The organism is Thalassococcus sp. (assembly GCF_982780845.1).
In genome coordinates, this window is sequence record NZ_CEYADA010000016.1 from 53,109 (window position 1) to 77,123 (window position 24,015).

Annotated in this window: 29 protein-coding genes and 1 tRNA gene; 14 read left to right on the forward strand and 16 right to left on the reverse strand. The window is 58.0% G+C overall.

Going from position 1 to position 24,015, the window contains the following annotated elements:
* Positions 1–76: 76 nt before the first annotated feature.
* Genes pgeF through lgt form a run of 3 tightly spaced genes read right to left on the reverse strand, consistent with a single transcriptional unit; the run spans position 77 to position 2,786 of the window.
* The gene (gene pgeF / locus AC4FIA_RS15840) at positions 77–838 is read right to left on the reverse strand and encodes a peptidoglycan editing factor PgeF (protein ID WP_490366651.1); all 762 of its coding nucleotides are present in this window, start codon (positions 836–838) and stop codon (positions 77–79) included.
* Complete coding sequence (locus tag AC4FIA_RS15845; RefSeq protein ID WP_490366652.1) at positions 835–1,899, reverse strand: class I SAM-dependent methyltransferase; 1,065 nt, start codon at positions 1,897–1,899, stop codon at positions 835–837. Before AC4FIA_RS15845 ends, pgeF begins: the two co-directional genes overlap by 4 nt.
* Positions 1,896–2,786 carry a prolipoprotein diacylglyceryl transferase gene (gene lgt / locus AC4FIA_RS15850; protein ID WP_490366653.1) on the reverse strand — a complete coding sequence of 297 codons (891 nt, stop codon included), beginning with the start codon at positions 2,784–2,786 and terminating at the stop codon, positions 1,896–1,898. The genes AC4FIA_RS15845 and lgt overlap by 4 nt, the downstream gene beginning before the upstream one ends.
* 97 nt (positions 2,787–2,883) lie before the next feature.
* On the opposite strand from lgt, the gene AC4FIA_RS15855 reads away from it, so the two are divergent.
* Positions 2,884–3,129, forward strand: a complete 246-nt coding sequence (locus AC4FIA_RS15855; RefSeq protein WP_103911304.1) for an accessory factor UbiK family protein — start codon at positions 2,884–2,886, stop codon at positions 3,127–3,129.
* A gap of 56 nt (positions 3,130–3,185) precedes the next feature.
* On the opposite strand, the gene AC4FIA_RS15860 is transcribed toward AC4FIA_RS15855, so the two are convergent.
* Positions 3,186–3,650: a DUF3237 domain-containing protein gene (locus AC4FIA_RS15860; protein ID WP_490366654.1), complete on the reverse strand. Its 465-nt coding sequence runs from the start codon at positions 3,648–3,650 to the stop codon at positions 3,186–3,188.
* A 133-nt stretch (positions 3,651–3,783) separates the two neighbouring features.
* Here AC4FIA_RS15860 and AC4FIA_RS15865 point away from each other — a divergent pair, with 133 nt between their 5' ends.
* Positions 3,784–4,470: a D-lyxose/D-mannose family sugar isomerase gene (locus AC4FIA_RS15865; RefSeq protein ID WP_490366696.1), complete on the forward strand. Its 687-nt coding sequence runs from the start codon at positions 3,784–3,786 to the stop codon at positions 4,468–4,470.
* A 258-nt stretch (positions 4,471–4,728) separates the two neighbouring features.
* A complete protein-coding gene (locus tag AC4FIA_RS15870; protein WP_490366655.1) occupies positions 4,729–4,974 on the forward strand; it encodes a hypothetical protein in 246 nt (81 codons plus the stop codon).
* A gap of 281 nt (positions 4,975–5,255) precedes the next feature.
* Here AC4FIA_RS15870 and AC4FIA_RS15875 read toward each other — a convergent pair whose 3' ends face one another.
* Together AC4FIA_RS15875 and AC4FIA_RS15880 are read right to left on the reverse strand one after the other, a co-directional pair.
* Positions 5,256–5,639, reverse strand: coding sequence for a hypothetical protein (locus AC4FIA_RS15875; RefSeq protein WP_490366656.1), 384 nt, complete (start codon positions 5,637–5,639; stop codon positions 5,256–5,258).
* A 777-nt stretch (positions 5,640–6,416) separates the two neighbouring features.
* Positions 6,417–6,492: transfer RNA gene (locus AC4FIA_RS15880), tRNA-Lys, on the reverse strand.
* 143 nt (positions 6,493–6,635) lie between these two features.
* On the opposite strand from AC4FIA_RS15880, the gene dapF reads away from it, so the two are divergent.
* The 5 genes from dapF to AC4FIA_RS15905 all read left to right on the forward strand — a co-directional run bounded on the left by dapF (position 6,636) and on the right by AC4FIA_RS15905 (position 10,688).
* Entirely contained in the window at positions 6,636–7,481 is an 846-nt protein-coding gene (gene dapF, locus AC4FIA_RS15885; RefSeq protein WP_490366657.1) for a diaminopimelate epimerase, read from the forward strand.
* Positions 7,478–8,740: a tRNA (N(6)-L-threonylcarbamoyladenosine(37)-C(2))-methylthiotransferase MtaB gene (gene mtaB, locus AC4FIA_RS15890; RefSeq protein WP_490366658.1), complete on the forward strand. Its 1,263-nt coding sequence runs from the start codon at positions 7,478–7,480 to the stop codon at positions 8,738–8,740. Before dapF ends, mtaB begins: the two co-directional genes overlap by 4 nt.
* Positions 8,731–9,258 carry a chloramphenicol phosphotransferase CPT family protein gene (locus tag AC4FIA_RS15895; protein ID WP_490366659.1) on the forward strand — a complete coding sequence of 176 codons (528 nt, stop codon included), beginning with the start codon at positions 8,731–8,733 and terminating at the stop codon, positions 9,256–9,258. The genes mtaB and AC4FIA_RS15895 overlap by 10 nt, the downstream gene beginning before the upstream one ends.
* A 31-nt stretch (positions 9,259–9,289) precedes the next feature.
* Positions 9,290–9,916: an FMN-binding negative transcriptional regulator gene (locus AC4FIA_RS15900; protein WP_490366660.1), complete on the forward strand. Its 627-nt coding sequence runs from the start codon at positions 9,290–9,292 to the stop codon at positions 9,914–9,916.
* A 79-nt stretch (positions 9,917–9,995) separates the two neighbouring features.
* A complete protein-coding gene (locus AC4FIA_RS15905) occupies positions 9,996–10,688 on the forward strand; it encodes a CDP-alcohol phosphatidyltransferase family protein (RefSeq protein WP_490366661.1) in 693 nt (230 codons plus the stop codon).
* A 79-nt stretch (positions 10,689–10,767) separates the two neighbouring features.
* On the opposite strand, the gene AC4FIA_RS15910 is transcribed toward AC4FIA_RS15905, so the two are convergent.
* Positions 10,768–11,577 carry an ABC transporter permease gene (locus AC4FIA_RS15910; protein ID WP_287476254.1) on the reverse strand — a complete coding sequence of 270 codons (810 nt, stop codon included), beginning with the start codon at positions 11,575–11,577 and terminating at the stop codon, positions 10,768–10,770.
* 123 nt (positions 11,578–11,700) lie between these two features.
* On the opposite strand from AC4FIA_RS15910, the gene AC4FIA_RS15915 reads away from it, so the two are divergent.
* Entirely contained in the window at positions 11,701–12,297 is a 597-nt protein-coding gene (locus AC4FIA_RS15915) for a GcrA family cell cycle regulator (protein ID WP_287476252.1), read from the forward strand.
* Positions 12,298–12,415: 118 nt separating this feature from the next.
* Positions 12,416–13,774, forward strand: coding sequence for a 30S ribosomal protein S12 methylthiotransferase RimO (gene rimO, locus AC4FIA_RS15920; RefSeq protein ID WP_473030983.1), 1,359 nt, complete (start codon positions 12,416–12,418; stop codon positions 13,772–13,774).
* 305 nt (positions 13,775–14,079) lie between these two features.
* Here the strand turns inward: rimO and AC4FIA_RS15925 are convergent, their stop codons facing one another.
* Both AC4FIA_RS15925 and AC4FIA_RS15930 read right to left on the reverse strand, forming a co-directional pair.
* Positions 14,080–14,922: a helix-turn-helix transcriptional regulator gene (locus AC4FIA_RS15925; RefSeq protein ID WP_490366662.1), complete on the reverse strand. Its 843-nt coding sequence runs from the start codon at positions 14,920–14,922 to the stop codon at positions 14,080–14,082.
* A gap of 46 nt (positions 14,923–14,968) precedes the next feature.
* Complete coding sequence (locus AC4FIA_RS15930) at positions 14,969–15,433, reverse strand: hypothetical protein (protein WP_287476248.1); 465 nt, start codon at positions 15,431–15,433, stop codon at positions 14,969–14,971.
* A 182-nt stretch (positions 15,434–15,615) separates the two neighbouring features.
* Here AC4FIA_RS15930 and AC4FIA_RS15935 point away from each other — a divergent pair, with 182 nt between their 5' ends.
* Positions 15,616–16,194, forward strand: coding sequence for a thymidine kinase (locus AC4FIA_RS15935; RefSeq protein ID WP_490366663.1), 579 nt, complete (start codon positions 15,616–15,618; stop codon positions 16,192–16,194).
* Between the two features lie 241 nt (positions 16,195–16,435).
* Here the strand turns inward: AC4FIA_RS15935 and AC4FIA_RS15940 are convergent, their stop codons facing one another.
* The 4 genes from AC4FIA_RS15940 to AC4FIA_RS15955 form a co-directional block, all read right to left on the reverse strand.
* Entirely contained in the window at positions 16,436–17,554 is a 1,119-nt protein-coding gene (locus AC4FIA_RS15940; protein WP_490366664.1) for a beta-ketoacyl-ACP synthase III, read from the reverse strand.
* 66 nt (positions 17,555–17,620) lie between these two features.
* A complete protein-coding gene (locus tag AC4FIA_RS15945) occupies positions 17,621–17,959 on the reverse strand; it encodes a tRNA-binding protein (RefSeq protein WP_490366665.1) in 339 nt (112 codons plus the stop codon).
* Positions 17,952–18,767, reverse strand: a complete 816-nt coding sequence (gene proC / locus AC4FIA_RS15950; RefSeq protein WP_490366666.1) for a pyrroline-5-carboxylate reductase — start codon at positions 18,765–18,767, stop codon at positions 17,952–17,954. The genes AC4FIA_RS15945 and proC overlap by 8 nt, the downstream gene beginning before the upstream one ends.
* A gap of 123 nt (positions 18,768–18,890) precedes the next feature.
* Positions 18,891–19,391, reverse strand: a complete 501-nt coding sequence (locus AC4FIA_RS15955; protein ID WP_103911286.1) for a type III secretion system chaperone family protein — start codon at positions 19,389–19,391, stop codon at positions 18,891–18,893.
* 342 nt (positions 19,392–19,733) lie between these two features.
* Between AC4FIA_RS15955 and AC4FIA_RS15960 the strand changes: the two genes are divergently transcribed.
* A complete protein-coding gene (locus AC4FIA_RS15960; protein WP_490366667.1) occupies positions 19,734–19,988 on the forward strand; it encodes a hypothetical protein in 255 nt (84 codons plus the stop codon).
* 58 nt (positions 19,989–20,046) lie between these two features.
* Here the strand turns inward: AC4FIA_RS15960 and phnF are convergent, their stop codons facing one another.
* Together phnF and AC4FIA_RS15970 are read right to left on the reverse strand one after the other, a co-directional pair.
* The gene (phnF, locus tag AC4FIA_RS15965; RefSeq protein ID WP_490366668.1) at positions 20,047–20,763 is read right to left on the reverse strand and encodes a phosphonate metabolism transcriptional regulator PhnF; all 717 of its coding nucleotides are present in this window, start codon (positions 20,761–20,763) and stop codon (positions 20,047–20,049) included.
* 189 nt (positions 20,764–20,952) lie between these two features.
* Positions 20,953–21,132, reverse strand: coding sequence for a hypothetical protein (locus tag AC4FIA_RS15970; protein WP_490366669.1), 180 nt, complete (start codon positions 21,130–21,132; stop codon positions 20,953–20,955).
* Positions 21,133–21,251: 119 nt separating this feature from the next.
* On the opposite strand from AC4FIA_RS15970, the gene phnN reads away from it, so the two are divergent.
* Complete coding sequence (gene phnN / locus AC4FIA_RS15975; RefSeq protein ID WP_490366670.1) at positions 21,252–21,794, forward strand: phosphonate metabolism protein/1,5-bisphosphokinase (PRPP-forming) PhnN; 543 nt, start codon at positions 21,252–21,254, stop codon at positions 21,792–21,794.
* On the opposite strand, the gene AC4FIA_RS15980 is transcribed toward phnN, so the two are convergent.
* Positions 21,776–22,459, reverse strand: a complete 684-nt coding sequence (locus tag AC4FIA_RS15980) for a DUF1045 domain-containing protein (RefSeq protein ID WP_490366671.1) — start codon at positions 22,457–22,459, stop codon at positions 21,776–21,778. The genes phnN and AC4FIA_RS15980 overlap by 19 nt on opposite strands.
* 52 nt (positions 22,460–22,511) lie before the next feature.
* On the opposite strand from AC4FIA_RS15980, the gene AC4FIA_RS15985 reads away from it, so the two are divergent.
* Positions 22,512–23,651, forward strand: coding sequence for an alpha-D-ribose 1-methylphosphonate 5-triphosphate diphosphatase (locus tag AC4FIA_RS15985; RefSeq protein ID WP_490366697.1), 1,140 nt, complete (start codon positions 22,512–22,514; stop codon positions 23,649–23,651).
* Positions 23,652–24,015: the final 364 nt, after the last annotated feature.

A 24,015-nucleotide genomic window follows, 5' to 3' on the forward strand; every position in this document is an offset into this window, starting at 1 on the left:
CAAACAGGCCCAAAGCGCCTGATTGTTTCCACGTGATTTGGGGAAATGTGTCGTGAATAAGGCCCGATTTCGGATGTTACAGCCGGATGACCGAGATCAGCCTGCCATAATCGGCCTCTTTTGCGTGGGTCGCGCGGCGATACGAAAAGAAGCGGTCAGCATCGGAATAGGTGCAATGGCGCGTCCATTCCGCGTTCACTCCGGCAGAGCGTAGTTTGTGCAGCCCGAAGGCGGGCAGGTCGAAATGCATCCGGTCACCTTGCCCCCCGGCAAAGAAGCGGGCGTTGGCTTGGTCTTCCATCAGGAAGGCGTCCAGAAACTCTGGCCCGACCTCATAGGCGCGTTGGCTGATCGACGGGCCGACGACCGCAGTGATGTTATCGCGGTTCGCGCCAAGGGCGATCATAGCATCAACGGTGTTTTCCAGAATGCCGTCCAGCGCACCGCGCCATCCGGCGTGGGCCGCCCCAACAACGCCTGCCTTGGGGTCGGCAAACAGCACCGGCTGGCAGTCAGCCGTCAAAATCGCCAGCGCCAGACCCGGCTGGTTTGTCACCATAGCGTCCGCGCGGGGGCGGGGGGCTTTGGGCTCCATCGGGTTTGTGATGGTCACCACCTCGGCCGAATGGATCTGATGGACAAACACCAGACTGTGGTCGGCCACGTCCATGGACTTCGCCACGCGGTCGCGGTTGATCTGCACGATATCGGACTGGTCCGAAGACCCCGCACCACAGTTCAATCCGTGGAACACGCCAGAAGACGCGCCGCCCTTGCGGGTAAAAAACCCGTGGTGGACGGGTGAAAGACTATCAGATGTGATGATCTCAAGCGTCATGGTTCCAGTCCGGGCGGAGTCGTCGATGCATCAGGTGTGATACCGATTACCTTGAACAGCAACCCCATTTCATCGGGGTGGGTCAACCGGCGGTGTGCTGCAATATGGGTTTCCAACGCATCGCCGCTTAGTTTCGCAGCAAGCGCCTGCGCACGAGGCGTAATGCCCAACCGTTCCAGAAACACCCCTTGGGGCGTCAGGCGGCTGTGCACGGCGGGGGCGCAGGATTTCGCCAAGGCCTCGAAATCCACATGGGCAGTCAGATCGGCGTTGCCGGGGTTGTCCAGCGGGCCGACCTTTTTCTGCGCCTGAAGCGCCTGGAACGTATCGCCCAAAGACCGCCAGTCACCATAGTCGATGATCAGGGCCGTACCGCCGTGTGCACCGATCATCGCGCCAATATGGGACATGATCGTTTGCGCAGGCGTGCAGGTTTCCACCAGATCGCCGTCTTTCGTATCGTCCAGCCGGTGATCCAGTTCCGACAGCGGCAGGGCATCTGTGCGGCCAAAGGCCAGTTCACCGTCGGCCAATCCAATCACACGTTCCGCCCAACCGTCGCCATCGCGGATGAACTGGCGGATGGGCAGGGCATCAAAGAATTCGTTCGCAACTAGGAACAATGGCGCATCGGGCAGGGCGGTGACGGTGTCGTGCCATTCAGGTGCGTGGCCCTCGAGCGTTTCGGCCTGCACCTGCCGCAGGGTCGGCGATGCCTCGACCAGATGAATGTTCGCGGCGTCGTGAAAGCCCGGCACCCGTGCGGTCGCCCGCAGGATATCGGCCATCAGCGTGCCGCGACCGGGGCCGAGTTCGGCGAGTGTAAAGGGCTTGGGCGCCCCCTGATCCAGCCAGCATTGCGCAAGGCAGAGGCCCAGAAGCTCGCCAAACATCTGGCTGATTTCCGGCGCGGTGATGAAATCGCCCTGCGCGCCGAACGGATCGCGGGTGCTGTAGTACCCGTGTTCGGGATGCATCAGGCAGGTAGCCATATAGTCGGCGATGCTCATCGGGCCGGTCTGCGCAATGCGCGAGGTCAGGATATCGCGCAGTCCGCTCATGCCGCGCGCCGCGCCCGCAGGATCAGGTAGAGCCCGAACAAGATCATCGGTAGCGACAGGGTTTGCCCCATAGTCAGGCCAAACTCGCCAATCCGGTAGGCCAGACCCAACGGGTTGTCGGGTGTCTGGAACTGCACATCAGGCTGGCGGAAAAATTCGACGATAAAGCGCGCCATGCCATAGCCCATGACAAAGACGCCCGTGGTCAGAAGCGGCGTTTTCAGCGCGCCTTTGCGGAACACCAGCCAGAGCAGGACAATGCCCAGAAGCAAGCCCTCAAGCCCCGCTTCATACAGCTGCGACGGGTGGCGGGCGCAAAGCTCGCCGAAGGGCTGGCCGCAGGCCTGCGCCAGTTCGCCCGGAAACACCACGCCCCACGGCAGATCGGTCTGACGGCCCCAAAGTTCGGCATTGATGAAATTCGCAATCCGCCCCAGCAACAGCCCAGGCGGTGTGGCCAGCGCCAGCATATCGGCGGTCTTGGCCATGTTGATCTTGTTCTTCAGGCAGAAACCGACGGCTGCGATAATCACGCCCAGAAAACCGCCGTGAAACGCCATGCCGCCCTGCCAGATCGCAAAGATCTGCAAGGGATTCGCAAGGTAATAGGCGGGCTGGTAAAACAGCACGAACCCGAGCCGCCCACCCAGAATGACGCCCAGAATGATCCAGGTCAGCAGTTCTTCGACCTTTTCAGGGGGCATGGGCGGTGTGTCATCGCGCCACAGGGCGGCGCGTTTGACCGCCATCACAGCCAGCCGCCATCCGATCAGGATGCCCGCGATATAGGCCAGTGCATACCAGCGCAAAGCAAAGGTCATTCCGAACAATGAGACGGAAAACACATCGGGTGAAATGGCGGGGAAGTTGAGTGCTGCGGGAACCATGGATGCCTCTGTGCAAAGGGATGCGGCTTAAGTCAACCTTGTGAGTCGGGCCATTGCACCCCATATAGGGATCAAGTGTTACAGCAGAGAGAGCCCCATGCAGACTCGTAACAAAGTGTTCGACGATATTTCGCAACTTATGACCAACGCGATGGGCGTGGCCCAAGGCGCACGGCAAGAAGCCGAGACCGCTATGAAGTCCATGCTGGACCGTTGGCTGGCGGATCGTGATTTTGTGACCCGCGAAGAATTCGACGCGGTCCGCGCGATGGCCCAGAAAGCCCGCGAGGAAAACGAAGCGCTAAAGGCCCGCCTTGACGCGCTGGAGAAGGATAAGGGCTGAAGGCTCTGACTTTCCGATGATAAAGCCCCGACGCACACGCGTGCGGGGCTTTTCTTTTAGGCGATTGCGTAAAGGGACACCTTCACCGACTGTTTCTGCCTGCCGCCTGTGCCCACAAAAAGCGTGCGGTTGACCCACTCATAGCGGGGATCGCCCGTTTCAAGCCGCGCGTGGGTGCGCATGTAATAGTCGCTGACGGGCACGTCTTCGCCACGGGCCACAGCGGCCAGCACCTCGGCCGGACCATGGCGGTAGCCGTAGTTGATGATCTCGATGATCGCGCCGTCGTCGGTTTCCATGGCATAGCGCGTGTCCAGTTCGGCCATTCCGCCGTCAAACACCGTTTGCCAATCCGCGCCAAGGTTCAGGATGCGTCCGTTCAGCTTTGGTCCCTCAACGCGACCACCTATGATCGGAATGATCCGGCGATGTCCCGCGCGGCCCTGACCCATTTCGGTGATCGGATCCAGTTCGACATAGAGGTCGCACACGTGGTCCAGAGTCGGGGCAGGGATGATCATATACTCGCCTTTCAAATCGTTTGAGGGGAATGGATCAGGAATGGCCTTCGGGTTCAAGCATGAACCGAGCTGGTTTCCAGACGGTGCGCATCAGGTTTATGATAGCGCAAACGTCACAGGGGAGCCGTTCGGCATGAAGCGATCAACCATCAACGATATCATGGCCGCCGCAGATGATCTGATCCGGGAGCACGGCTTTGCCCTGCCGCCTTTTGCCTATTGGACGCCGGACGAATTCCACGCGCGCCAGTCCGAGGCGCGCCATGTGATCGACGCGCGCTGCGGCTGGGACATCACCGATTACGGGGCAGGGCGGTTCGATGAGATGGGGCTGTTCCTGTTCACCCTGCGCAATGGCCGTCTGGCCGATCTGCAACGGGGCGGCGGCATGTGTTATGCCGAAAAGCTGCTGATTTCCCGTCAGGATCAGTTGTCGCCAATGCACACCCATGTGATCAAGGCCGAGGATATCATTAACCGCGGTGGCGCGGATTTGGTGATCGAACTGTTCGGTTCCGATGACCAAGGCAACTTTGCCGAAGATCAGGGCGGCACGGTGTGGTGCGACGGGATCCGCCGCGATTACGCCGCCGGTGAAAAGCTGGTCTTGCGTCCGGGGGAAAGCGTGACCCTGATGCCGGGGGATTGGCACGCGTTCTGGGGCGAAGGCGGTGACGTTCTGATCGGTGAAGTGTCGACGGTGAACGATGACGAAACCGACAACATCTTCCGCGAACCCATAGGCCGCTTCGCCGAAATAGACGAAGACGTTGACCCGACGCATCTTTTGGTCAGCGATTACGGGACGTGGTTCCGCTGAGGCGGGTTTGGGGCGCTATGTGAAGGTCATGCGCCCCAATTTTAAGAGCGCCCTCTAATTTTGTAAGTAATTTTAAGGAATTGAGTAAACGGTGTGGGTGGAATTTTCGACATCATCGCATCAACGGAATTTCGCAACACGATGTACGGCCTGTCCTTCGTCTGCCTGATTTTGGCGGTTGGCGTGGCTATGGTCGCAATGGTTTTCTATGGCAGAGCGCGAGAAATAGAGGGCGTCTCTAAAGAGCAGGAAAAATGGGTGCTCCTTTTCGCAACATGGCGGGACAGCCTGATCATTACGTTGCTCTATACGTCAGAAAGCATCGTCTACAGGTTCAGTGAGTTCAGCGGCCTGTCCGAGGTCATGTCCGAGCGCATCTATCTGTTCTCGCCCGTCGTGCAGCCGGTGTTCAGCCTGATCACATCCGTTCTGATTTTCATGATCGTCGTGACACGCGTGATCGCCATTTCCAGATGGCTGGGGTCACAGAAAGACACTCAGTAGACGCGTCATTGATCGTCCTAGTGTTACTCGCGCCACTGGTCTTCGCTAAAAATTTGAGCGCCTTGGTCGAAGCTTAGTGCTCAACCATGGCTCTCTATCACTGAGTTTGATGGAAAAGATCATGATGGTGTGCGTTAAGGCGCGAACCCGATTGGGTGAACGCAATGCAGAAGGGTAACTTCACCTGCAGCAAGGGAAAGGCCGAAGCTTACACTAGGAACCACGGCGAAGTGTCCTCGAGTTCGAATATTTATTGAAGCCCAGGCAAGCTTAGCTCGCGTTCATTTGCCACGAAGTCTGAAATAAGTGAGCAAACGTAATAAATAGCGGTATGGAAACTTCACGCGTAGTGCCGCGTCTATTTTCAAGGCAGTTGCGATATAATTTTCCTCGATGGCCTCCTTAGGAAGTCTAGCATTAAGACACGTTTTTGGAATTAATGCCGCACCTTCAAAATTTTCCAATCTCTCAGGTGAAAGGAGAGATTGGAGAATAGTCTTTCCAGCGAACCCTGTCTTATATTTTTTAAAAGAAATTGAGTTTACCTCTCCCGAAATTACTTCAGAAAAATTTTTCTGATGCCGCCAGTAATTTAAAGAGAATATATAATTAAAATGCTGAGTGGATACAAAAAGAGTCCCGCGCGTTTCCGCTGCTTTCATCATAGTCGCCCTGTCTAGCACTACTCCGTGCTTGCTCATTTCTGAGTGCAAAGATTCCACGTATTCATACATGGGGCGATGAACGAATATCCAAGTTACTTGTTGAATGCCTGCATGGCGTGCTTCATTTTCAATTTGTATTGCCGTTGCAGTGTCAAGAAGGCAGTTTTCGAAATCTTCACCACTTAAAAGAATAGTGTCAATATTTGCCTGATGTAATTTGATACATTCACGTAAAAATAGTCGAAAGGAGTCAATGCCATCCGCCTAAATTTTGTGCATTAATTTGCTATACTGTTTCGTTTCGTCATAGTGTGGATGCAAAATTGCATTTTCGGCCAATAGTGCTCGATTGTCACTACAGATTTTCTGGAAGGCCGTTGTTGCGGTCTTATGTAATCCGCAATGAATAATTAGTTTCATAATTTCACTCTAAACTCTTACCCCAATGGTGTAATTTTCGCTATGGGTGTAGGTTCTTATAGCCGGACATTATTTAATCATTGGCCTATCTTAGAGTGTCTTATCAAATAAAATGAATGATTTAAAAGGTAATGAGCACAATTTCTGGTGTTTGGCTGACAGGTGCTGCACTTAAGGCTGGGCGCCGCCGATCCCTGTTACAGTTGGATCGGCTTGGATACGGATACAGAACAACGCTACTTGTTTCGCTAGGCACCCAGATGAGCAACTCTACTAGATAACTACCGAATTATGAAACGCACCGCCCCGCCGGGCGGGCACCACCTTCGCTAAGCTGTTGTTTTTGCCTGGTGAAAGTGGTGAGCCGTGCAGGATTCGAACCTGCGACCCACTGATTAAAAGTCAGTTGCTCTACCAACTGAGCTAACGGCCCACTGTGGGGGGGCTTCTAGAAAGAGTGGCGGGTAGGGTCAACCCCGAAATTTGCGAAAAATTACTTTTACGCAAAACCCTATCGAAAAGACCCTGCGGCGGACCGAACGACAGGCACTGGAAAGCCCAAGCCAGCAGGCGTATATGCGGGCTATGGAACAGATGCGTGACAGTGGCCTCGGCTTTATGAAAATGCACGGGCTCGGCAATGATTTTGTCGTGCTGGATGGGCGTGTGCGCGAAATTGATGTGACACCTGCCTTGGCGCAGGCCATCGGGCACCGGAATTTTGGTGTGGGATTCGATCAACTTGCACTGATCGAGGCGCGCGGCACGGGCGATGCGCATCTGACGTTTTATAATTCTGATGGATCGACCTCGGCGGCATGTGGCAATGCGACTCGGTGCATTGCGGCCTATCTGATGGACGAATCCGGTCGTGACAGTCTGACGCTGACCACCGATCGCGGCGAACTGGCTGCGGTGCGGGGCGAGGGCGGTCTTGTGTCGGTGAACATGGGGCAGCCTCAGCTAGACTGGCAGGACATTCCGCTGGCCCATGAGATGGACACGCTGGAACTGCCAATTGACGGTGCGCCGACGGCGACTGGCATGGGCAACCCGCATTGCACCTTCTTTGTGGAAGATGCCGAGGCGGTCGATCTGCCCAGCTTTGGCGCGAAACACGAACATCATCCGCTTTATCCGCAGCGCACCAATGTGCAGGTCGCCCATGTTGTGGGGCCTGATCACCTGCGCATGCGGGTGTGGGAACGGGGCGTGGGCGTTACGCTGGCCTCTGGTTCGTCGTCCTGCGCGACGGCGGTTGCTGCCGCGCGTCGCGGGCTGACGGGGCGCAAGGTGCAGATTGATCTGGACGGCGGCACGCTGTGGATCGACTGGCGTGACGATGGTGTCTGGATGACAGGCGGCACCGCGCATGTGTTTGACGGCGTTCTGACACCGGAATGGCTTGAGGCGAACACATGACAGGCGTGCCCAAGTTTACCACGCTTGGTTGCCGGTTGAACGCCTATGAAACCGAAGCGATGAAGCGTATGGCCGAAGAGGCCGGCGTATCGGATGCTGTGGTGATCAACACCTGCGCTGTGACGGCCGAGGCTGTGCGCAAGGCGCGTCAGGAAATCCGCCGCCTGCGCCGTGAAAATCCCGATGCCAAGCTGATCGTAACGGGCTGCGCCGCCCAGACCGAGCCAGAAACCTTTGCCGCCATGGCCGAGGTCGACACGGTCATCGGCAATACCGAAAAAATGTCGCCCGAGACATGGGCCGGAATGGCCGCTGATTTCATTGGCGATACCGAACGTGTGCAGGTCAACGACATCATGTCGGTGACGGAAACAGCCAATCACCTGATTGACGGGTTCGGCACCCGCAGCCGCGCCTATGTGCAGGTTCAGAACGGCTGCGATCACCGCTGTACGTTCTGCATCATCCCCTATGGTCGCGGCAATTCGCGGTCTGTCCCCGCAGGCGTTGTGGTGGATCAGATCAAGCGGCTGGTGGATCAGGGCTATAACGAGGTCGTGCTGACCGGCGTTGATCTGACGTCCTGGGGCGCGGATCTGCCTGCGGAGCCCAAACTGGGCGATCTTGTCATGCGCATCCTGAAGCTGGTGCCCGATCTGCCGCGTCTGCGCATTTCGTCGATCGATTCCATCGAGGTGGATGAAAATCTGATGCAGGCGATTGCGACCGAGCCGCGTTTGATGCCGCATCTGCACCTGTCCTTGCAGCATGGCGATGACCTGATCCTGAAACGCATGAAGCGCCGTCACCTGCGCGATGATGCGATCCGGTTCTCGGAAGAGGCGCGCAAGCTGCGCCCCGAGATGACCTTTGGCGCCGATATCATCGCGGGCTTCCCGACCGAGACCGAGGCGCATTTCGAAAACTCGCTGAAACTGGTCGAGGACTGCGCGCTGACATGGCTGCACGTCTTCCCCTACAGCCCCCGCCAAGGCACCCCCGCCGCGCGGATGCCGCAGGTAAATGGCAAAGCGATCAAGGACCGCGCCCGCCGTCTGCGCGAGGCCGGTGATCTGGCCGTCGAACGCCACCTGTCGGCGCAAGTCGGGCGCACCCATCAGGTGCTGTTGGAAGCGGCGGATATGGGGCGGACAGAACAGTTCACCGAAGTCAGCTTTGCCACGCCGCAACCGGTGGGCCAGATCGTCGAGGTGGCGATTGCCGGCCATAAGGGCGGGCAATTGGTGGCATGTCCCTGATCATATTCCTTCACGGGGCGTCCAGCAGTGGCAAAACCACGCTGGCCCGTGCAATCCGTGATGCCTCTGACAGGCCATATGTTCAGCTGTCGTTTGATACGTTTCGCGATAACGGAGCATTTGATCTGGACCGAGATTGGTCATCCCAGAGAAGCCACGTTTTCCAAGGTCTGCACGCCAGTTTCGCGGCATTTGCGAATGCGGGAAATGACCTGATTGTCGAACACATTCTGGATGATCCCGAATGGCATAAGGAATTGCAGGCGCTGTTCGCCGGACATCAAGTTCTGTTCGTCGGTGTTCACACGGACAAAGACACGTTGAATGACCGAGAATGTCGTCGAGGGGATAGGCCCAAAGGCAGCGCTGCGAGGGACTTCGATACGGTTCATCACGGGCTGAACTATGATGTCGAGGTCAATGGTTCTAACGATCCCGAGGCGAATGCGGCCATTGTGCTTGCGGCGGTTGACCGGGCATCGCAACCCAGCACTTTCTTTTCGGGTGGCATCCTTTAAGCTCAACGGGCTTTTCTTAGGAATTTGTCAGATGCATCCTAATCCGTCTTTTCGTGGCACCGATACGCAAACGGCCTTGGATTTCGCGGTCGAGCGAAGTTTTGGCATGTTGGCGGTTAGCTCTGATGGAGCGCCGCTTTTGTCTCATGTCCCGTTTTTGCTGAATGAAGCCCGGACCGAGGCGCAGTTGCACCTAGTGCGGTCCAACCCGATTTGTCGTGCCGCGAAAGAGGGCTGTGCCGCGCGGATCGCGGTCAACGGGCCGGATGGATATATTTCTCCGGATTGGTACGGGGCCGAGGATCAGGTGCCCACGTGGAACTATATCACGGTGCATCTGACGGGGCGGTTGGAACCTTTGCCCGAGGATGCTTTAGAGCCCATGGTGGCCGCGCAATCGGCGTTTTTTGAAGGGCGTTTGGACAAAGCGCCTTGGACCATAGACAAGGTGAGTGATGATTTGCTGACCAAGTTCTGGCGCATGATCCTGCCATTCCGCTTTGTGATCGAAGAGGTGGATAGCACCTTCAAGCTGAACCAGAACAAGACTGAAGACGTGCGCCTGCGGGCGGCGGATCGGGTGGAAGAGGGCGTTGGTGCAGAGTTGTCGCAACTGGCGCACTGGATGCGGAAGCCCCCTGCGGCGAAGGATAGCTAAGGCCATTGGTATGCAGACAATCGTCCAATAGGCCGGATGAGTATTTGCGCTTGTATACGAATTCCGCCATGACAGTCCGATGACGATCCGAATGAAAGCTTTGCTGGTTCACCTGCTGACGGCCTCTGGTGCCGTTTTCGCTATGTTGGCGATGCTGGCGGCTGTGCAGGAAGAGTGGTCGATCATGTTCCTGTGGCTGGTGGTGGCCTTTGCCGTGGATGGCATCGATGGCCCCTTGGCGCGGAAGTACGATGTGAAAACCAACGCGCCGCGTTTTGACGGTGTGCTGCTGGATCTGATCATCGACTATCTGACCTATGTCTTCATTCCGGCCTTTGCGTTGTTCCACTCAGGACTATTGCCCGGTTGGACGGGGTGGTTTGCGATCATCGCGATCACCTTTGCCTCGGCCATGTATTTCGCGGACACGCGGATGAAGACGGACGACAATTCGTTTCATGGTTTTCCGGGCTGCTGGAACATGCTGGTGTTGGTGATGTTCGCGATCCGGCCCGAGTTCATGGTGATCGTGGCGATTGTCGCGGCGCTGTCGGTGGCGATGTTCCTGCCGCTGAAATTCATCCATCCGGTGCGAACAGAACGGTGGCGGGTGGTGTCGCTGCCTGTGGCGCTGATGTGGACGGTGTTTGCGGGATGGGCGGCTTGGGTCGATTTCCACCCCGAAAGCTGGGCGCATTGGGGGTTGGTAGTAACGTCGGTCTATCTGATTTTTGTGGGCATCGCCCAGCAGATCGTGCCTTTGCGCAAGTGACGGTTTCGCCTTGCTGCGCAAGGCGACCGGTTGGGGGCGCTGCCCCCAAACCCCCGGAGTATTTCCAGACAGCTGAAACCTAGTTCTTCAGGCGATATCCGCTGCGGAACATGAGCCATGCGACGGTCAGGATGGCCGCTGTGGCGGCAAAGGCCACGGCAAAGCCCAAGGCCGGGCTGCTGTCTGATGTGCCGATCATGCCGTAGCGTGCGCCGTCGATCAGGTAGAAGATCGGGTTCACATGGGTGATTTCGCGCAAGACAGGTGGCAGGGCGCTGACCGAGTAGAAGGTGCCTGACAAGAAGGCCAGAGGCGTGACGATGAAGTTGGTGATCGCGGCCATCTGGTCGAATTTGTCGGCGAAGACACCGGCCACCATGCCGAGGCCTGACAGGAACGCCGCGCCGAGGATGACAAAACCTGCCATGATCAGAGGGTGTTGCGGCCAGAGGCCCAGGGTCAGGCCGAAGCCAAGTGAGATGACAACGGCCACGATGGCACCGCGCATCACGCCGCCTGCGAGATAGCCCAGCACCATTTCCGCGCCGGACAGCGGGGGCATGAGGGTGTCGACGATGTTGCCCTGCACCTTGGAGATCACGATCGAAGACGAGCAGTTGGCAAAGGCGTTCTGGATCACCGTCATCATCAGAATGCCCGGTGCGATGAAGTGGGTGAAGGGGACGCCCATCACATCGCCGCGGCGGGGGCCGATGGCGATGGAAAAGATCACCATGAAGAGACCGGCCGTGACCAGCGGTGCCAGCAGCGTTTGCGTCCAGACATTGAGGAACCGCAGGGCTTCGCGTTGGGCCAATGTGTACAACCCGAGCCAGTTTACCTTGCCAAAGCGACGGGTTCCTTGGGAATAACGTGCTGTTTCGCTCATATCCTGCCTTTCTGACGTCTTCTTGCGGCTTGTAACTCGGGTTTGAGTGATTAGAATAGAGCCTTGACCGGAATTTTCAGGCGGCCCGCATACTCAGGGCCGCTTTTTCAATAAGGAAGCTTCATGTCCTGGACTGACGAGCGTGTAGAACTTCTGAAGAAGATGTGGGGCGAAGGCCAATCCGCAAGCCAGATCGCCAAAGAACTGGGCGGTGTGACGCGGAATGCCGTTATCGGCAAGGTGCATCGGCTTGGCCTGTCGAACCGTGCGGGTTCGACATCTGCGTCTTCTTCGGACAGCTCAGCCACGAAGGCAGAAGCCAAGCCCAAGGCAAAGGCCGCAGCGCCCAAGGCGGCGCCCGCGCCGAAGCCTGCTGCGGACAGCAAGCCTGATCTGAAGACCGAAAGCGCCGAGCCGCGCGCGTTGCCGATTTCGGCGCGCAACAAGATCATTCCCGCGGGCCAGCCGCTGCCGCCGCAGCCCTCTGCCAACGAGATAAGCCCCGAGGCGCTGGCCAAGGTGAACGAGGTCGAGAAGAAGGCCAAGAAGCTGAGCCTGATGGAACTGACCGAACGGACTTGCAAATGGCCGGTGGGTGACCCCGCGACAGAACACTTCTGGTTCTGCGGTCTGCCTGTTCAGCAGGGCAAGCCCTATTGCGAGGCCCACGTGGGCGTTGCGTTCCAGCCGATGTCGTCGCGCCGCGACCGTCGTCGCTGAGCGTTCCCGCCGTGTGATGTAAATGCACGGCAGTTTTGAATTCAGGGCCATGCGTGATACGCGTGGCCCGTTTTACTTCCCCGCCTCTGACCACTCTGCCACCTGATAGGCCGCCCACATGTCACAGAACCCGCCTGATCTTCGCCCCGACCTTGCCCGCGCCCGCATCAGCGAAACGCGGCGCGATGGGCAGCCGACCATCGGCATGGTGTCGTTGGGTTGCCCCAAGGCGCTTGTGGATAGCGAACGCATCCTGACGCGGCTGCGGGCCGAGGGTTACGGTATCTCGGCGGACTATAGCGGTGCAGATGCGGTGATCGTGAACACCTGCGGGTTCCTGGACAGCGCGAAGGCTGAAAGCCTTGAGGCGATTGGCGAGGCGCTGAATGAAAACGGCAAGGTCATCGTGACCGGCTGTCTGGGCGCGGAGCCCGAATATATCACCGGTGTGCATCCCAAGGTTCTGGCGGTCACCGGCCCGCATCAGTACGAGCAGGTGCTGGATGCTGTTCACGGCGCTGTGCCGCCCGATCCTGATCCCTTTGTGGATCTTCTGCCGGCCTCGGGTGTCAGCCTGACGCCGCGCCACTACAGCTATCTGAAAATCTCGGAAGGCTGTAATCACGCCTGCAAGTTCTGCATCATCCCCGACATGCGCGGCAAGCTTGCGTCGCGCCCACACCGCGCTGTGATGCGCGAAGCAGAGAAGCTGGTTGAGGCGGGTGTCAAAGAGCTGCTGGTGATTTCGCAGGATACTTCGGCCTATGGGACCGACTGGAAAGATCGCGACGTGAAGTTCCCGATCACCGATCTGGCGCGCGATCTGGGGTCGTTGGGCGCTTGGGTGCGGATGCACTACGTGTACCCGTACCCCCATGTGCGTGACATGATCCCGCTGATGGCCGAGGGCAAGGTGCTGCCCTATCTGGATATCCCGTTCCAGCACGCACATCCCGAGACGCTGAAGCGCATGGCGCGTCCGGCGGCGGCGTCGCGGACCTTGGATGAAATTCAGGCGTGGCGCGATATCTGTCCGGACATCACCCTGCGGTCGACCTTTATCGTGGGCTATCCGGGCGAGACCGAGGAAGAGTTCCAGACGCTGCTGGATTGGCTGGATGAGGCACAGTTGGATCGCGTTGGCTGCTTCCAATATGAAAACGTGGATGGCGCGCGGTCGAACGCCCTGCCGGATCACGTGCCCGAAGACGTGAAGCAGGATCGTTGGGATCGTTTCATGCAAAAGGCGCAGGCGATTTCCGAGGCGAAACTGGCCGCCAAAGTGGGTCAGACCATGGATGTGATCGTTGATCTGGTCGAAGATGACGCCGCCACCTGCCGGACCAAAGCGGATGCGCCGGAGATCGACGGAAACCTGTTTATCGACGAAGGCCACGAGGCGCTTCAACCAGGGCAAATCGTGACGGTCGAGGTGGACGAGGCCAGCGAGTACGATCTCTGGGGTCGAATCGTCTGACGCTAATCCGAGACATTTTCGGGCTTGAATGTATAAGAAATTACAGGTTTTCGTCTAAATTTGTGTCGAAAAAGCCCAGTTTCGGGTCTGATCGTACCTGCAACTAAAGACAAAATACTATCGAAAGTTTATCTTCCGCTATGTGAGCGCGATCCTATTTCGGGTCGAAGCATGGACCGGGGACTTCCAGTAGCGGTTTTTCTTTCCTTCGGGAAAGACTTTTGACTTTGGCCCGTTTGGGTGAGCGTGGTTTCGAGTGTTGGGGCGTCCCTTGGGGCGCCCCGTTTCAATTTCCGGGGGACGGTTCAGCGCTGTGCTTGGGGGCGTCGAATGCCCCAGCCGCTGGTGCGTTTTGCAGCGGTCTTAAGCTCGATCTGGCCGATCGGTGCCCCCGCCTCGCGCGGCTGTGTAGGGTCGCCCAGCAAACCAAGCGACATTGCCAGAGCCGCCAGTTCAGCGCGGGAATGCAAGCCCGTATTTCTGGACATTGATGTCATGCGCTGACGCACGGCGGACACCGTCACGCCAAGACAGTCCGCGATTTCACGATCCTTCAGCCCTTCGCCCAGCAGGCGCAGGATATCGGATTGTTTTTCGGTGATATTGGCATCTGCGCTGAATTCACGAAGTTGCGTTGTGATCAGCTTGGTGAAGCCGACCAGCGCCACAGTTTGCAGGGCCCATCCATGGGCCCGCAGAATGGCCAGTGTTTCGCGCCGCGATGCGTCACCACTAAATGACAGGGTGCCCTTGTAAGGCGGCGCATGCATGCTGACCGGCACCACAAAGCTTGAGGTCAGGCCGTTGCTGGCGGCGGCCTCGTAGGCGCTTTCCAGATGGGCGGTGGTCTGGGTGTCTTTGTCCAGAAACTGCTGACCTGCGAGGCGCGGTGTCAGCCCTTGGGTCAGGGGCGCGCGGAATTCGGTCCAGGGGCATTGGTGCGACGTGCCAAGAGCACGATCAAGCCAGTCGGAATTGTAGTTCTTCCAGACTGTGGCGGCCTGCTCTGATTGATGGGGCGCTTTGTAGACCAGATCTACGTAGGGAAGCCGCACAGTCGTTCCCAGTTGAAGGATGGTCCCCCAAACTTCTTTGCTGGTTTTTGCCAGATCCAGTTCGCCCAGCGTGGTCTGTAAAAGTTCGGGCACATGTCCATCCGTGACGCCGGGCTGGCGCCACGCAGGAAATGTGCTCTCAGGGCTCGGCATGATCCAGATGCAGCTTGATGTCGATCAGAACCTTTTGCAGCGCCACCGTTTCTTTCAGAATACGCTGCGCTTCATTCGCCGTAATCGTGCCGTCGGTGATCGAGGCGTGATACTCGGTCATCAACATCGCAAAGCGGCGCGACAGGCGGATGACGTCTTCGTTCACGTCGCCTTTGACCGTTGTCTTTTCGTTGCGCCGTGATGCCGTCACATCCAGTTCGAAACCGCCAAGTTCGGCAAGCGCCACAGACACATGCGGGAAGGATGCCGCAGCTTCCAGTGCCGCCACCGCATCAACAGGCATGAACCGTTCTGCATGTTCGTCATGGGGCGAATAATAGCGCCCCAGAGTTGCTTTGGATTTGCCGGTCAATTCACAAGCGGCTTCGATGCCCACGTCTTTCACGAGTGCTTCTGTATGTTTTTTCAAATACCTGCCGACCTGCGACATTGTCACTCCTTATTGGGGTGTGGTCCATTTCGTTTCGCTTATTAGCAGCGGACGTTTCGGACTTCTATGGTGTTTAGTGTCTGACGTTTCCGAACTCTTCTATTTATTTCAAAACAAGAGTGAAAGAAAAACTTTAATTTCACAGCCTTGCTCTCGTTTTGCGGGTCGTGCATCAGAACACCATGGCAAAGCTCTACTTCATGTACTCCACGATGAACGCAGGGAAATCGACCCTGTTGCTTCAGGCGGCACATAACTACGAAGAACGCGGGATGGCTGTGATGCTTCTGACCGCGTCTTTTGATTCACGTGCGGGAACGGGCCGGATCGGATCGCGGATCGGATTGGGGCGCGATGCGGAAACCTTTGACAGCACGACAGAATTGTTCAACCGGATCGGTGAACGTGTCGGGCAGGGGCCTTTGGCCTGTGTATTTGTGGACGAAGCGCAGTTTCTAACAGAAGAACAGGTCTGGCAACTGGCGCGGGTGGCAGACGATCTGGGCGTGCCTGTGATGTGCTACGGGCTGCGCGTTGATTTTCAGGGCAAGCTGTTTCCCGGATCAGCGGCGCTTCTGGCGCTGGCTGACGACATGCGCGAAGTGCGCACGATCTGCCACTGTGGTCGCAAGGCCACGATGGTGGTGCGCCATGACGAAAACGGCAAAGTAATGAAGGACGGCGATCAGGTGCAGATCGGCGGCAACGAAACCTACGTTAGCCTGTGCCGAAAACATTGGCGCGAAGAGGTGTCGTATTGATATCCGCGAATATCTGACGAAATTGTTTTCGGAATAGATCGAATATCAGAAGTATATTGGCTTTTAATTGAATGGCTTAATTTTTTATTCGGTTTTCCACATATTTAATACGCGTGATTTAATTTGCTCAATTAACCGATTGGTCAAAACCTGAGGGACCACTAATTGGGGTAACCAAGTACATCTGCTTTCGCAGAAAGAGCGGTGGAATACCTTACCTTTTTGCAGCCTTGGTAAATCCTCAGGCGCGTTCCACCAGAACCGAGCCGACGGAATAGCCCGCCCCGAACGAACAGATCACACCTTTGTCGCCCGGCTTCAGGTCATCGGAATGCTTGGCAAAGGCGATGATCGATCCGGCGGATGACGTGTTGGCGTAGTCTTGTAGGATGTTCGGCTGTTCTTCCGGCTCTGGCACGCGGCCCAGAACCTTTTTGCCGATAAAGTCGTTCATCGACTTGTTCGCTTGATGCAGCCACATGCGTTTGAGATCGCCTGCGGTCCAGCCTTCTTCTGCCATGTGGCCACCGATGTGGCCCGCGACCAGCGGCAGCACCTCTTTGAACACCTTGCGGCCGTTCTGCATGAACTGCATGTCGCGGCGGTCTTCCATCTGGTTGTGCGTGCGACGCAGGAAGCCGTTGTTGTTGCGGATATTGTTGGAAAACTGGGTGCCGCAGCGGGTGGAATGCACAAGGAAATGTGCGCCTTGTGCATCTTCAGCGCGTTCCAGAACCACAGCCGTCGCCACATCGCCAAAGATGAAGTGGCAGTCACGGTCACGCCATTCCAGATGGCCCGAGGTGATTTCAGGCGACACAACAATCGCGCGGCGGACGCTGCCGGAGCGGATCATGTCAGCGGCGGCCTGAATACCGAAGGTGGCCGACGAACAGGCAACGTTCATATCAAAGGCAAAGCCACCGGCCCCCAACGCCTGCTGGATTTCGATCGCAATCGCAGGATAGGCGCGTTCGTGGTTTGATGCGGCGCAGATGATCAGATCGACGCCTTCGGCATCGCGGCCCGCGTTTTCCAGCGCGATCTGGCAGGCTTTCACGCCGATCTCGGCCATGATGGACAGCTCTTCATCAGAGCGGGGCGCAAAGTTCGGATACATGCGGGCAGGGTCCAGCACTCCCTCTTTTTCCATCACATAGCGCTGTTCGATGCCCGACGCGGAAAAGATGAAATCCGAGCTGGAGTGCGGTTTCGCCTCAACCGTGCCAGCGGCAATCTCGTCTGCGTGGGTTTCATTAAACAGATCGGCATGGGCGTTGTAGGACGCCACAAGTTCGTCATTGGTGATGATGTTCTCGGGCGTGAAAACGCCGCTGCCGGTGATCGCTGGTTGATGCATGTCTGCCTCCAAAGGTCTATCGAGCAAACCGCAAACATGGACCTAAGGTCAAGACGCGCCGCAGCGTCAATGCATTCGTGATCCGTTCGGCACCGTTTGATCCGGCGACAGCAGCACGATTCCGCCGTCTTCGTCAGAACAGCCAAGGGTCAGAACCTCGGACATGAACGGCCCGATCTGGCGGGGCGGAAAGTTCACGACGGCCATGACCTGACGACCAACCAGCGTTTCGGGTGTATAATGCGCCGTGATCTGGGCCGATGTCTTTTTCTCACCGATCTCGGGGCCGAAATTGATCCAGAGTTTGATCGCGGGTTTGCGGGCCTCGGGGAAGGGTTCGGCGCGGACAACGGTGCCCGCGCGGATGTCGACCTTTAGAAAGTCGTCAAAGCTGATCTCAGCCATTGGCCAGTTCCTTGGACCGGTTCGCCGCTGCCGCCACGGTTTTGCGCATCAGATCGGGCAGGCCACTGTCCGTGTTCATCAACACCTCAAGCCCGGCCTGCGTTGTGCCGTTGGGCGAGGTCACGTTGATCCGCAGTTGTTCGGGGCTGTCATCGGACTGCATCGCCAGTGCGCCAGCACCCGCAACCGTCGCCATGGCGAGTTTCATCGACAGATCTGCCGACAATCCCTGTTCCTCGCCTGCGGCTGCCATGCATTCGATCATGTGAAACACATAGGCCGGGCCGGAACCGGACAGGCCCGTGACCGCATCCATCTGCGCCTCATCCTCAAGCCGCACGACCTGACCGACGGCGGACAACAGCAGCTCGGCCTGATCCAACTGTGCGTCCGTGCTGCGCGCATTGCCGATGATGGCGGTGATGCCTTGGGCAATGGCGGCGGGGGTGTTGGGCATTGCGCGGATGATGGGCGTGTCATCGCCAAGCAGGTCTTCGAAGCCCGCAATCGGGATGCCCGCGGCGACCGACAGGAACACGGTATCGCCGTGCGCCATGTGCGCCATGCTGGGCAGGGCCGCTTTCATGATTTGCGGTTTGACGGCGACTAGAACAATCGCGGGCGCGGCAGGCAAATCGGTGTTCAGGTGAACGCCCTGTGCTATCAGCCAATCTGACGGGTTCGGGTCCGAGACCCAGACGCTGCTGGCGGGCAATCCCCGTTCCAGCCAACCGGCCAACATGGCCGAGCCCATCTTGCCGCATCCCAAAAGGACAAGTCCCCGATGGGCGATATCGCTGTCTTGCATCTGTGCCTCCTGCCGTTTGTCGCTTGGGTCAAGCGTTACGCGGCATGAAAGCGGGCTGCAAGGGTCGCGGCCTGACCCGCCCCGAACCAAGGGGGCGCGGTGGTCATCTTGTGTCGCCTGTGATCAGGCGGTGCCGTACGCTTCGGCAATCGCGATTTGCATCGCCTCTTTCGGGGGGCGATTGCCCCAGCAGATCAGCTGGAACGCGGGGTAGTAGCGTTCAGCCGACAGAACTGCTGCGTTGATCATCGTGTCGATCTGATCGGGGCTGGCCACCTGGCCACCCGCCAGAACCAGACCATAGCGGTAGACCATCAGTTTCTGGTCGGTCCAGTAGGAAAACGAACCGGCCCAGCACTGGTCGTTGACGCGGTTCAACCCGTCGTACAGCGCTGGAAGTGTGTCTTCCGGAGGCTCCATTTCAAAGGTACAGATCAGACGAAGCGTTTCGTCATATGCACACCACGCCAACGTGATCGAATAGGTCCGCCACTGGCCTTCTACAGCCATTGCGATCTGATCGTCGCCGATACGGTCGAAATCCCAATCGTGATGATTGGCAATGTGTTCGACGATGTCGATGGGGTGAATGTCTTCTTCGAGATACTGCTCGGACAGTGCCATGCGCCACCTCTTTTCTTTTAGCCGAGGGACTGGCAGCGTCCCCAAAGGCTAGGTGCCTGCTCTAGGATCAGCGGGGATTTCCGCTGTCCTTACTAGATATGGTGCATGTGGTAGGGGCATTCTGTAAAGCGATATTTTTGTGAAACACGCAATAAGTTGTGGAGAAAGCCCCAAGTTGTTCAATATGCAGGCTGTGGGTAACTTTTGCCCTGTGGGTAAGTTTGTGGATAAATCGCAGGTGGTTGTGTCTGTTTGGTTGATCGAATTCCTGTCATTTCGACCAATGCACTTTTTTCTTCTGGGTCGCATATGACAGGCTTTCGCGAATAAGGCCTTTAGTAAATGCAGAGGCAGATTTTGGGCGCTTTAGAAGTACTTTATTACATTATTTTTGGTGTGATTGTCGCTTACGCTGCTTGGGATGCGCGCCGTAAGCATAAACGTCGTGACAGTCTGCGTCGGAGGGACGATGGCACCTATGTCTGGACCGACTTTGATGGCACTGAACGGACATCCCGCACGCACCCAGAGAAAAAAGGCGGCGAATGGTTTGTCGATGGTTCCAGCGGTGATGGTGGGGGCGATGGCGGCGACTAGGCCTCATTTGATCCACTTACCGATTTTCCAGTGCTCCGCGTAGGGCTGTCTGCCGTGCCTACTCATCAAACGTCAGCGTAACGCGGTCGCCGGGAAACCATGTTTTGCCGAACTCGACCGGCACGCCTTGATCATCCACGTTGACCGAGGTCGAAAAGACCAGTGGTGCGCCTTGGGCGATTTGTAGCGCGGCGGCTTGGGTTGCCGTTGCGGCGGTAGCCGAGATGCGCGTCGACGCGCGGGTGTAGTCGGTCACACCGCAGGCTTCCAAGGCTTTTGTCACGCTGGAATGCGCAGCCAATGCGTCGGAAAATCCGGGCAGGCGATCTGCGGGGTAGACGCTTTGAAACATCGCGACGGGCAGGGCATCGGCCAAGGATATGCCGGTGCTGACGACCACAGGCGCACCTGTCTCAAGTTGCAGCAGCCGCGCCTCGGAGGCGTCGCAGGCGCGGGTTTCGATGGACAAATGCGACTTGGTCGGGCGCTGGCCTGATGCGGTTATGTTCTGATGAAAGCGCACCCGTTTGCCGATGGGATATTCCGTAGGCTTGGCCAGAACAAAGGTCCCCGCGCCGCGCCGCGAATGGGCGATCTTGGCATCAATCAAATGGGACAGCGCCTGACGCACCGTATGGCGATTGACGCCAAAGCGCGCGGCCAGTTCGGCCTCGGTCGGAAGCTTGTCGCCCGGCTTGTAATGCCCCGCCGCGATCGCGTCGCGCAGGTCGTTTGCGATGGATTCCCAAAGGGGTGTTTTGCGGTCCGAGGGCATAGCGAAACCTTGTGGCAAATCTTTTGCTGGACCTAAAGTAAATTTTCGGATTTGTATAGTTGTATAGTAATTGGCCGAGTCGAGATGGCTATGGAATGCATCGATTTCAAAGAAACTGAGTGGCAGCAGGGCGGTCTTGGGCCGAGGGGGCAGGATTACCGCCGTTCGCACGAAGTCCGAATGGTGGGCCTAGTCGCCGCCATCCCCGCCGCCGTCGCCCCCACAGCCGTCGCCCCAACCCGAAAACCAGCTGCCGCCATCGCTATAGCTGCCACCGTCATCGCCGCGCCGCGATCCGCCAAGTATCCGGTTCAGCACCGCAAAGGCGAACACGAAGACCAGCGCGAACAACATCACGTAATATTCCATGATCCACATCCTATGAACAAAAGGCCTTGTTTTCTGAATGAAGACAGCTTTGCACATCCACGCTGGCAAACAAAGCACGGGTGCGAAATCGGCTGTTCAGCGCGTCAGGGTCGGGGCCGATGACAGGCCGGATGATCATATTTGTCGGCCCGTCCGGCGTCGGGAAGGACAGCGTAATCTCAGCGCTTTTAAGGGCACGGCCTGAAATCGCATGGGTGAATCGGGCCATCACGCGGCCACATGACGATGGCAGCGAACCCCAAACCCTAATGACCGAGGATGAATTTCGGGATGCGAAGGCCAGCGGGGCCTTTTGCATGACGTGGCAGTCGCACGGGTTGCACTATGGCGTGCCGAGAACGGTTCTGGATCAGTTGGCTATGGGGCAGGATATGGTGGCCAACCTGTCACGCACCATGCTGCCCGAGGCGCGTCGCGTGTTTTCTGACATGGTCGTCTTTAACGTCACAGCCAGTGCCGACACCCTGCGCGTGCGTCTGGAACAGCGCGGGCGGGAAGCGCCCGAGGGCATCGCCGCGCGTCTTGGTCGTGCAGATGCGGAAATTCCGCAAGGTGTCGGGGTGATCAACGTGTCGAACGACGGGGCGCTAGAAGATACGCTGGCCGTCGTTCTGGGTCATCTTTATCCGGAAAAGGTGTAGCGATGGATTGTCTGGAACATCCCGTCCGCCCGTTCGCCCACCAGCGCGATGCCCTGCAGTGCGTAGGGCTGTGGCAAGTCCGGCACGACGCTGTCCAGCGCGGCCAGCACGTCGGGGCGGTCTGTGTCTTTGACCGATCCGGTCAGGGTCATGTGAAAGCGGAATTCGTTCAGCACATAGGGATAGCCCCACTTTTCCAACAGCGCGTCTTGCGCGTCGGTCAGGCGGTGTTTGCGGCGGCGGGCCAGTTCATCGTCGGTCAAAGGCGCGCGCAGATGGTCAAACTCGGTCACGCAGGCCGCGGCCATGGCGTTCAGCGCGGTCACATCGCCGGTCGGGCAAAGCGCGTGGAACCGTCCGATCTGGGACAGGGCCAAGGATTGCAGGTGGACGGGCGCAAAGCTGCTGGCGAATTCGGCCATCGCGTCTTCGACATCCCTTTGCGACACGCCATCGGCCAACCGGAACGGCGGTTTGATCGTCGCATGAAACCCGTATTTGCGCGGGCTGTTCGTGATCTTTTCGATCCTGTCACCCAGCGGATCCACGCGGGGCTGCGCCACGGGCGCGCCCTGATCCACATCCCAACCCAACCAGGTTGCGCCGAATTCGGCCAGATCGCCTTCGGGCAAAAAGTAAACCGCAAAGCGCGAGTATTCTGACATGGACATGCATTCCTCTATTATGGCCTCAATGGCGCTTCAGGATGATCCTCAAATGACATGCGACGGCGTTTTGGCCAATGCGCATATTGTATTGCCTGATCGTGTGATGCGCGGGCGTATCGAAATCGACAATGGCACGATTGCCGCGATTGTCGAAGGCGACAAGGTGCCTGCGGGGGCGGTGGATTTCCGCGGCGACTATCTGCTGCCGGGGTTGGTGGAGTTGCACACCGACAATCTGGAACGTCACATGCAGCCGAGACCCAAGGTTCATTGGCCACACGAGGCCGCCATTCTGGCCCATGACGGCGAACTGGCGTCTTGCGGGGTAACCACTGTGTTCGATGCGATGCGGGTCGGGTCGATCACCAGTCAAGAGGGCCGCTATACCGAATACGCCCGTGATCTGGCATCGGAAATGCTGGCGCTTCGGGATGCAGGGGCGCTGCGTATCCGTCATCTACTGCATCTGCGGGCCGAGGTTTGCTCGGAAACCCTGCTGGCGGAAATGGCCAAGTTCGGACCGGATGACCGGATCGGACTGGTCAGCTTGATGGATCACACGCCGGGCCAGCGCCAGTTCCGCGATATGGCCAAGCTGGAACAATATGTGCGTGGCAAGCACAACATGAACGGCGAACAGTTCATCGAACATGTCGCCAGCCTCAAAAGCCTGCGGGACCGTTTTGGCGATGCGCACGAGGCAGGCGCCATTGCCAATGCCGACCGTTTTGGCGCCGTGCTGGCCAGCCATGACGACACGACCGCCGAACAGGTCGCGCGATCGGCGGCGCACGGGATCAAGCTGGCTGAATTTCCAACCACGGTCGAGGCCGCGCAAGCCTGCCACGATCACGGGATCGCCGTGATGATGGGCGCGCCCAATGTCATTCGTGGCGGGTCGCATTCGGGCAACGTATCAGCGCTGGAACTGGCCGAGATGGGGCTGCTGGATATTCTGTCGTCCGATTATGTGCCCTACGGCCTGATCGTCGCGGCCTTCAGGCTGGCCGAGATGTGGGGCGATCTGCCCCGTGCTGTGCGCACCGTGACGGCTGCGCCCGCGACAGCGGTCGGGTTGATGGATCGTGGCCGGATCGCCGAGGGCCGCAAGGCCGATGTGATCCGTGTCGGGACACGCGGCAACACGCCGATTGTGCGCGGCACATGGGTGGCGGGACTTCAGGTTTGATAATCCGAAAGGGTTAGTCAAACGCACTACAATTCACGGGTGTCTGACCGTTCTCATGCATAGGTTGCGCTGCCTGACCCCTCGCGCCCCCGCTGCCGGCTTTGGCCGAAAGCACAGAGGTCAGGTTGCGCCATCGCAGGAGGCGTTTGATGATTGGAAACCGTGGACCAGTGGCCTGTGTTGGCCTTAACAGCGTAACCGCCTTTTTACCGCTCAACCCTGAAACGATCCGCCGGAATCTGGATTTTTCCGCTTTCGGGACCAATTCTATCCGAAAGACTGGGGGAAAAGCTCCTTCTAGTCTTGAGGATTTGCAGAATTTTTCGCACTAACGCCTGAATCCCCAGCCACGCCGCAGGAGGTC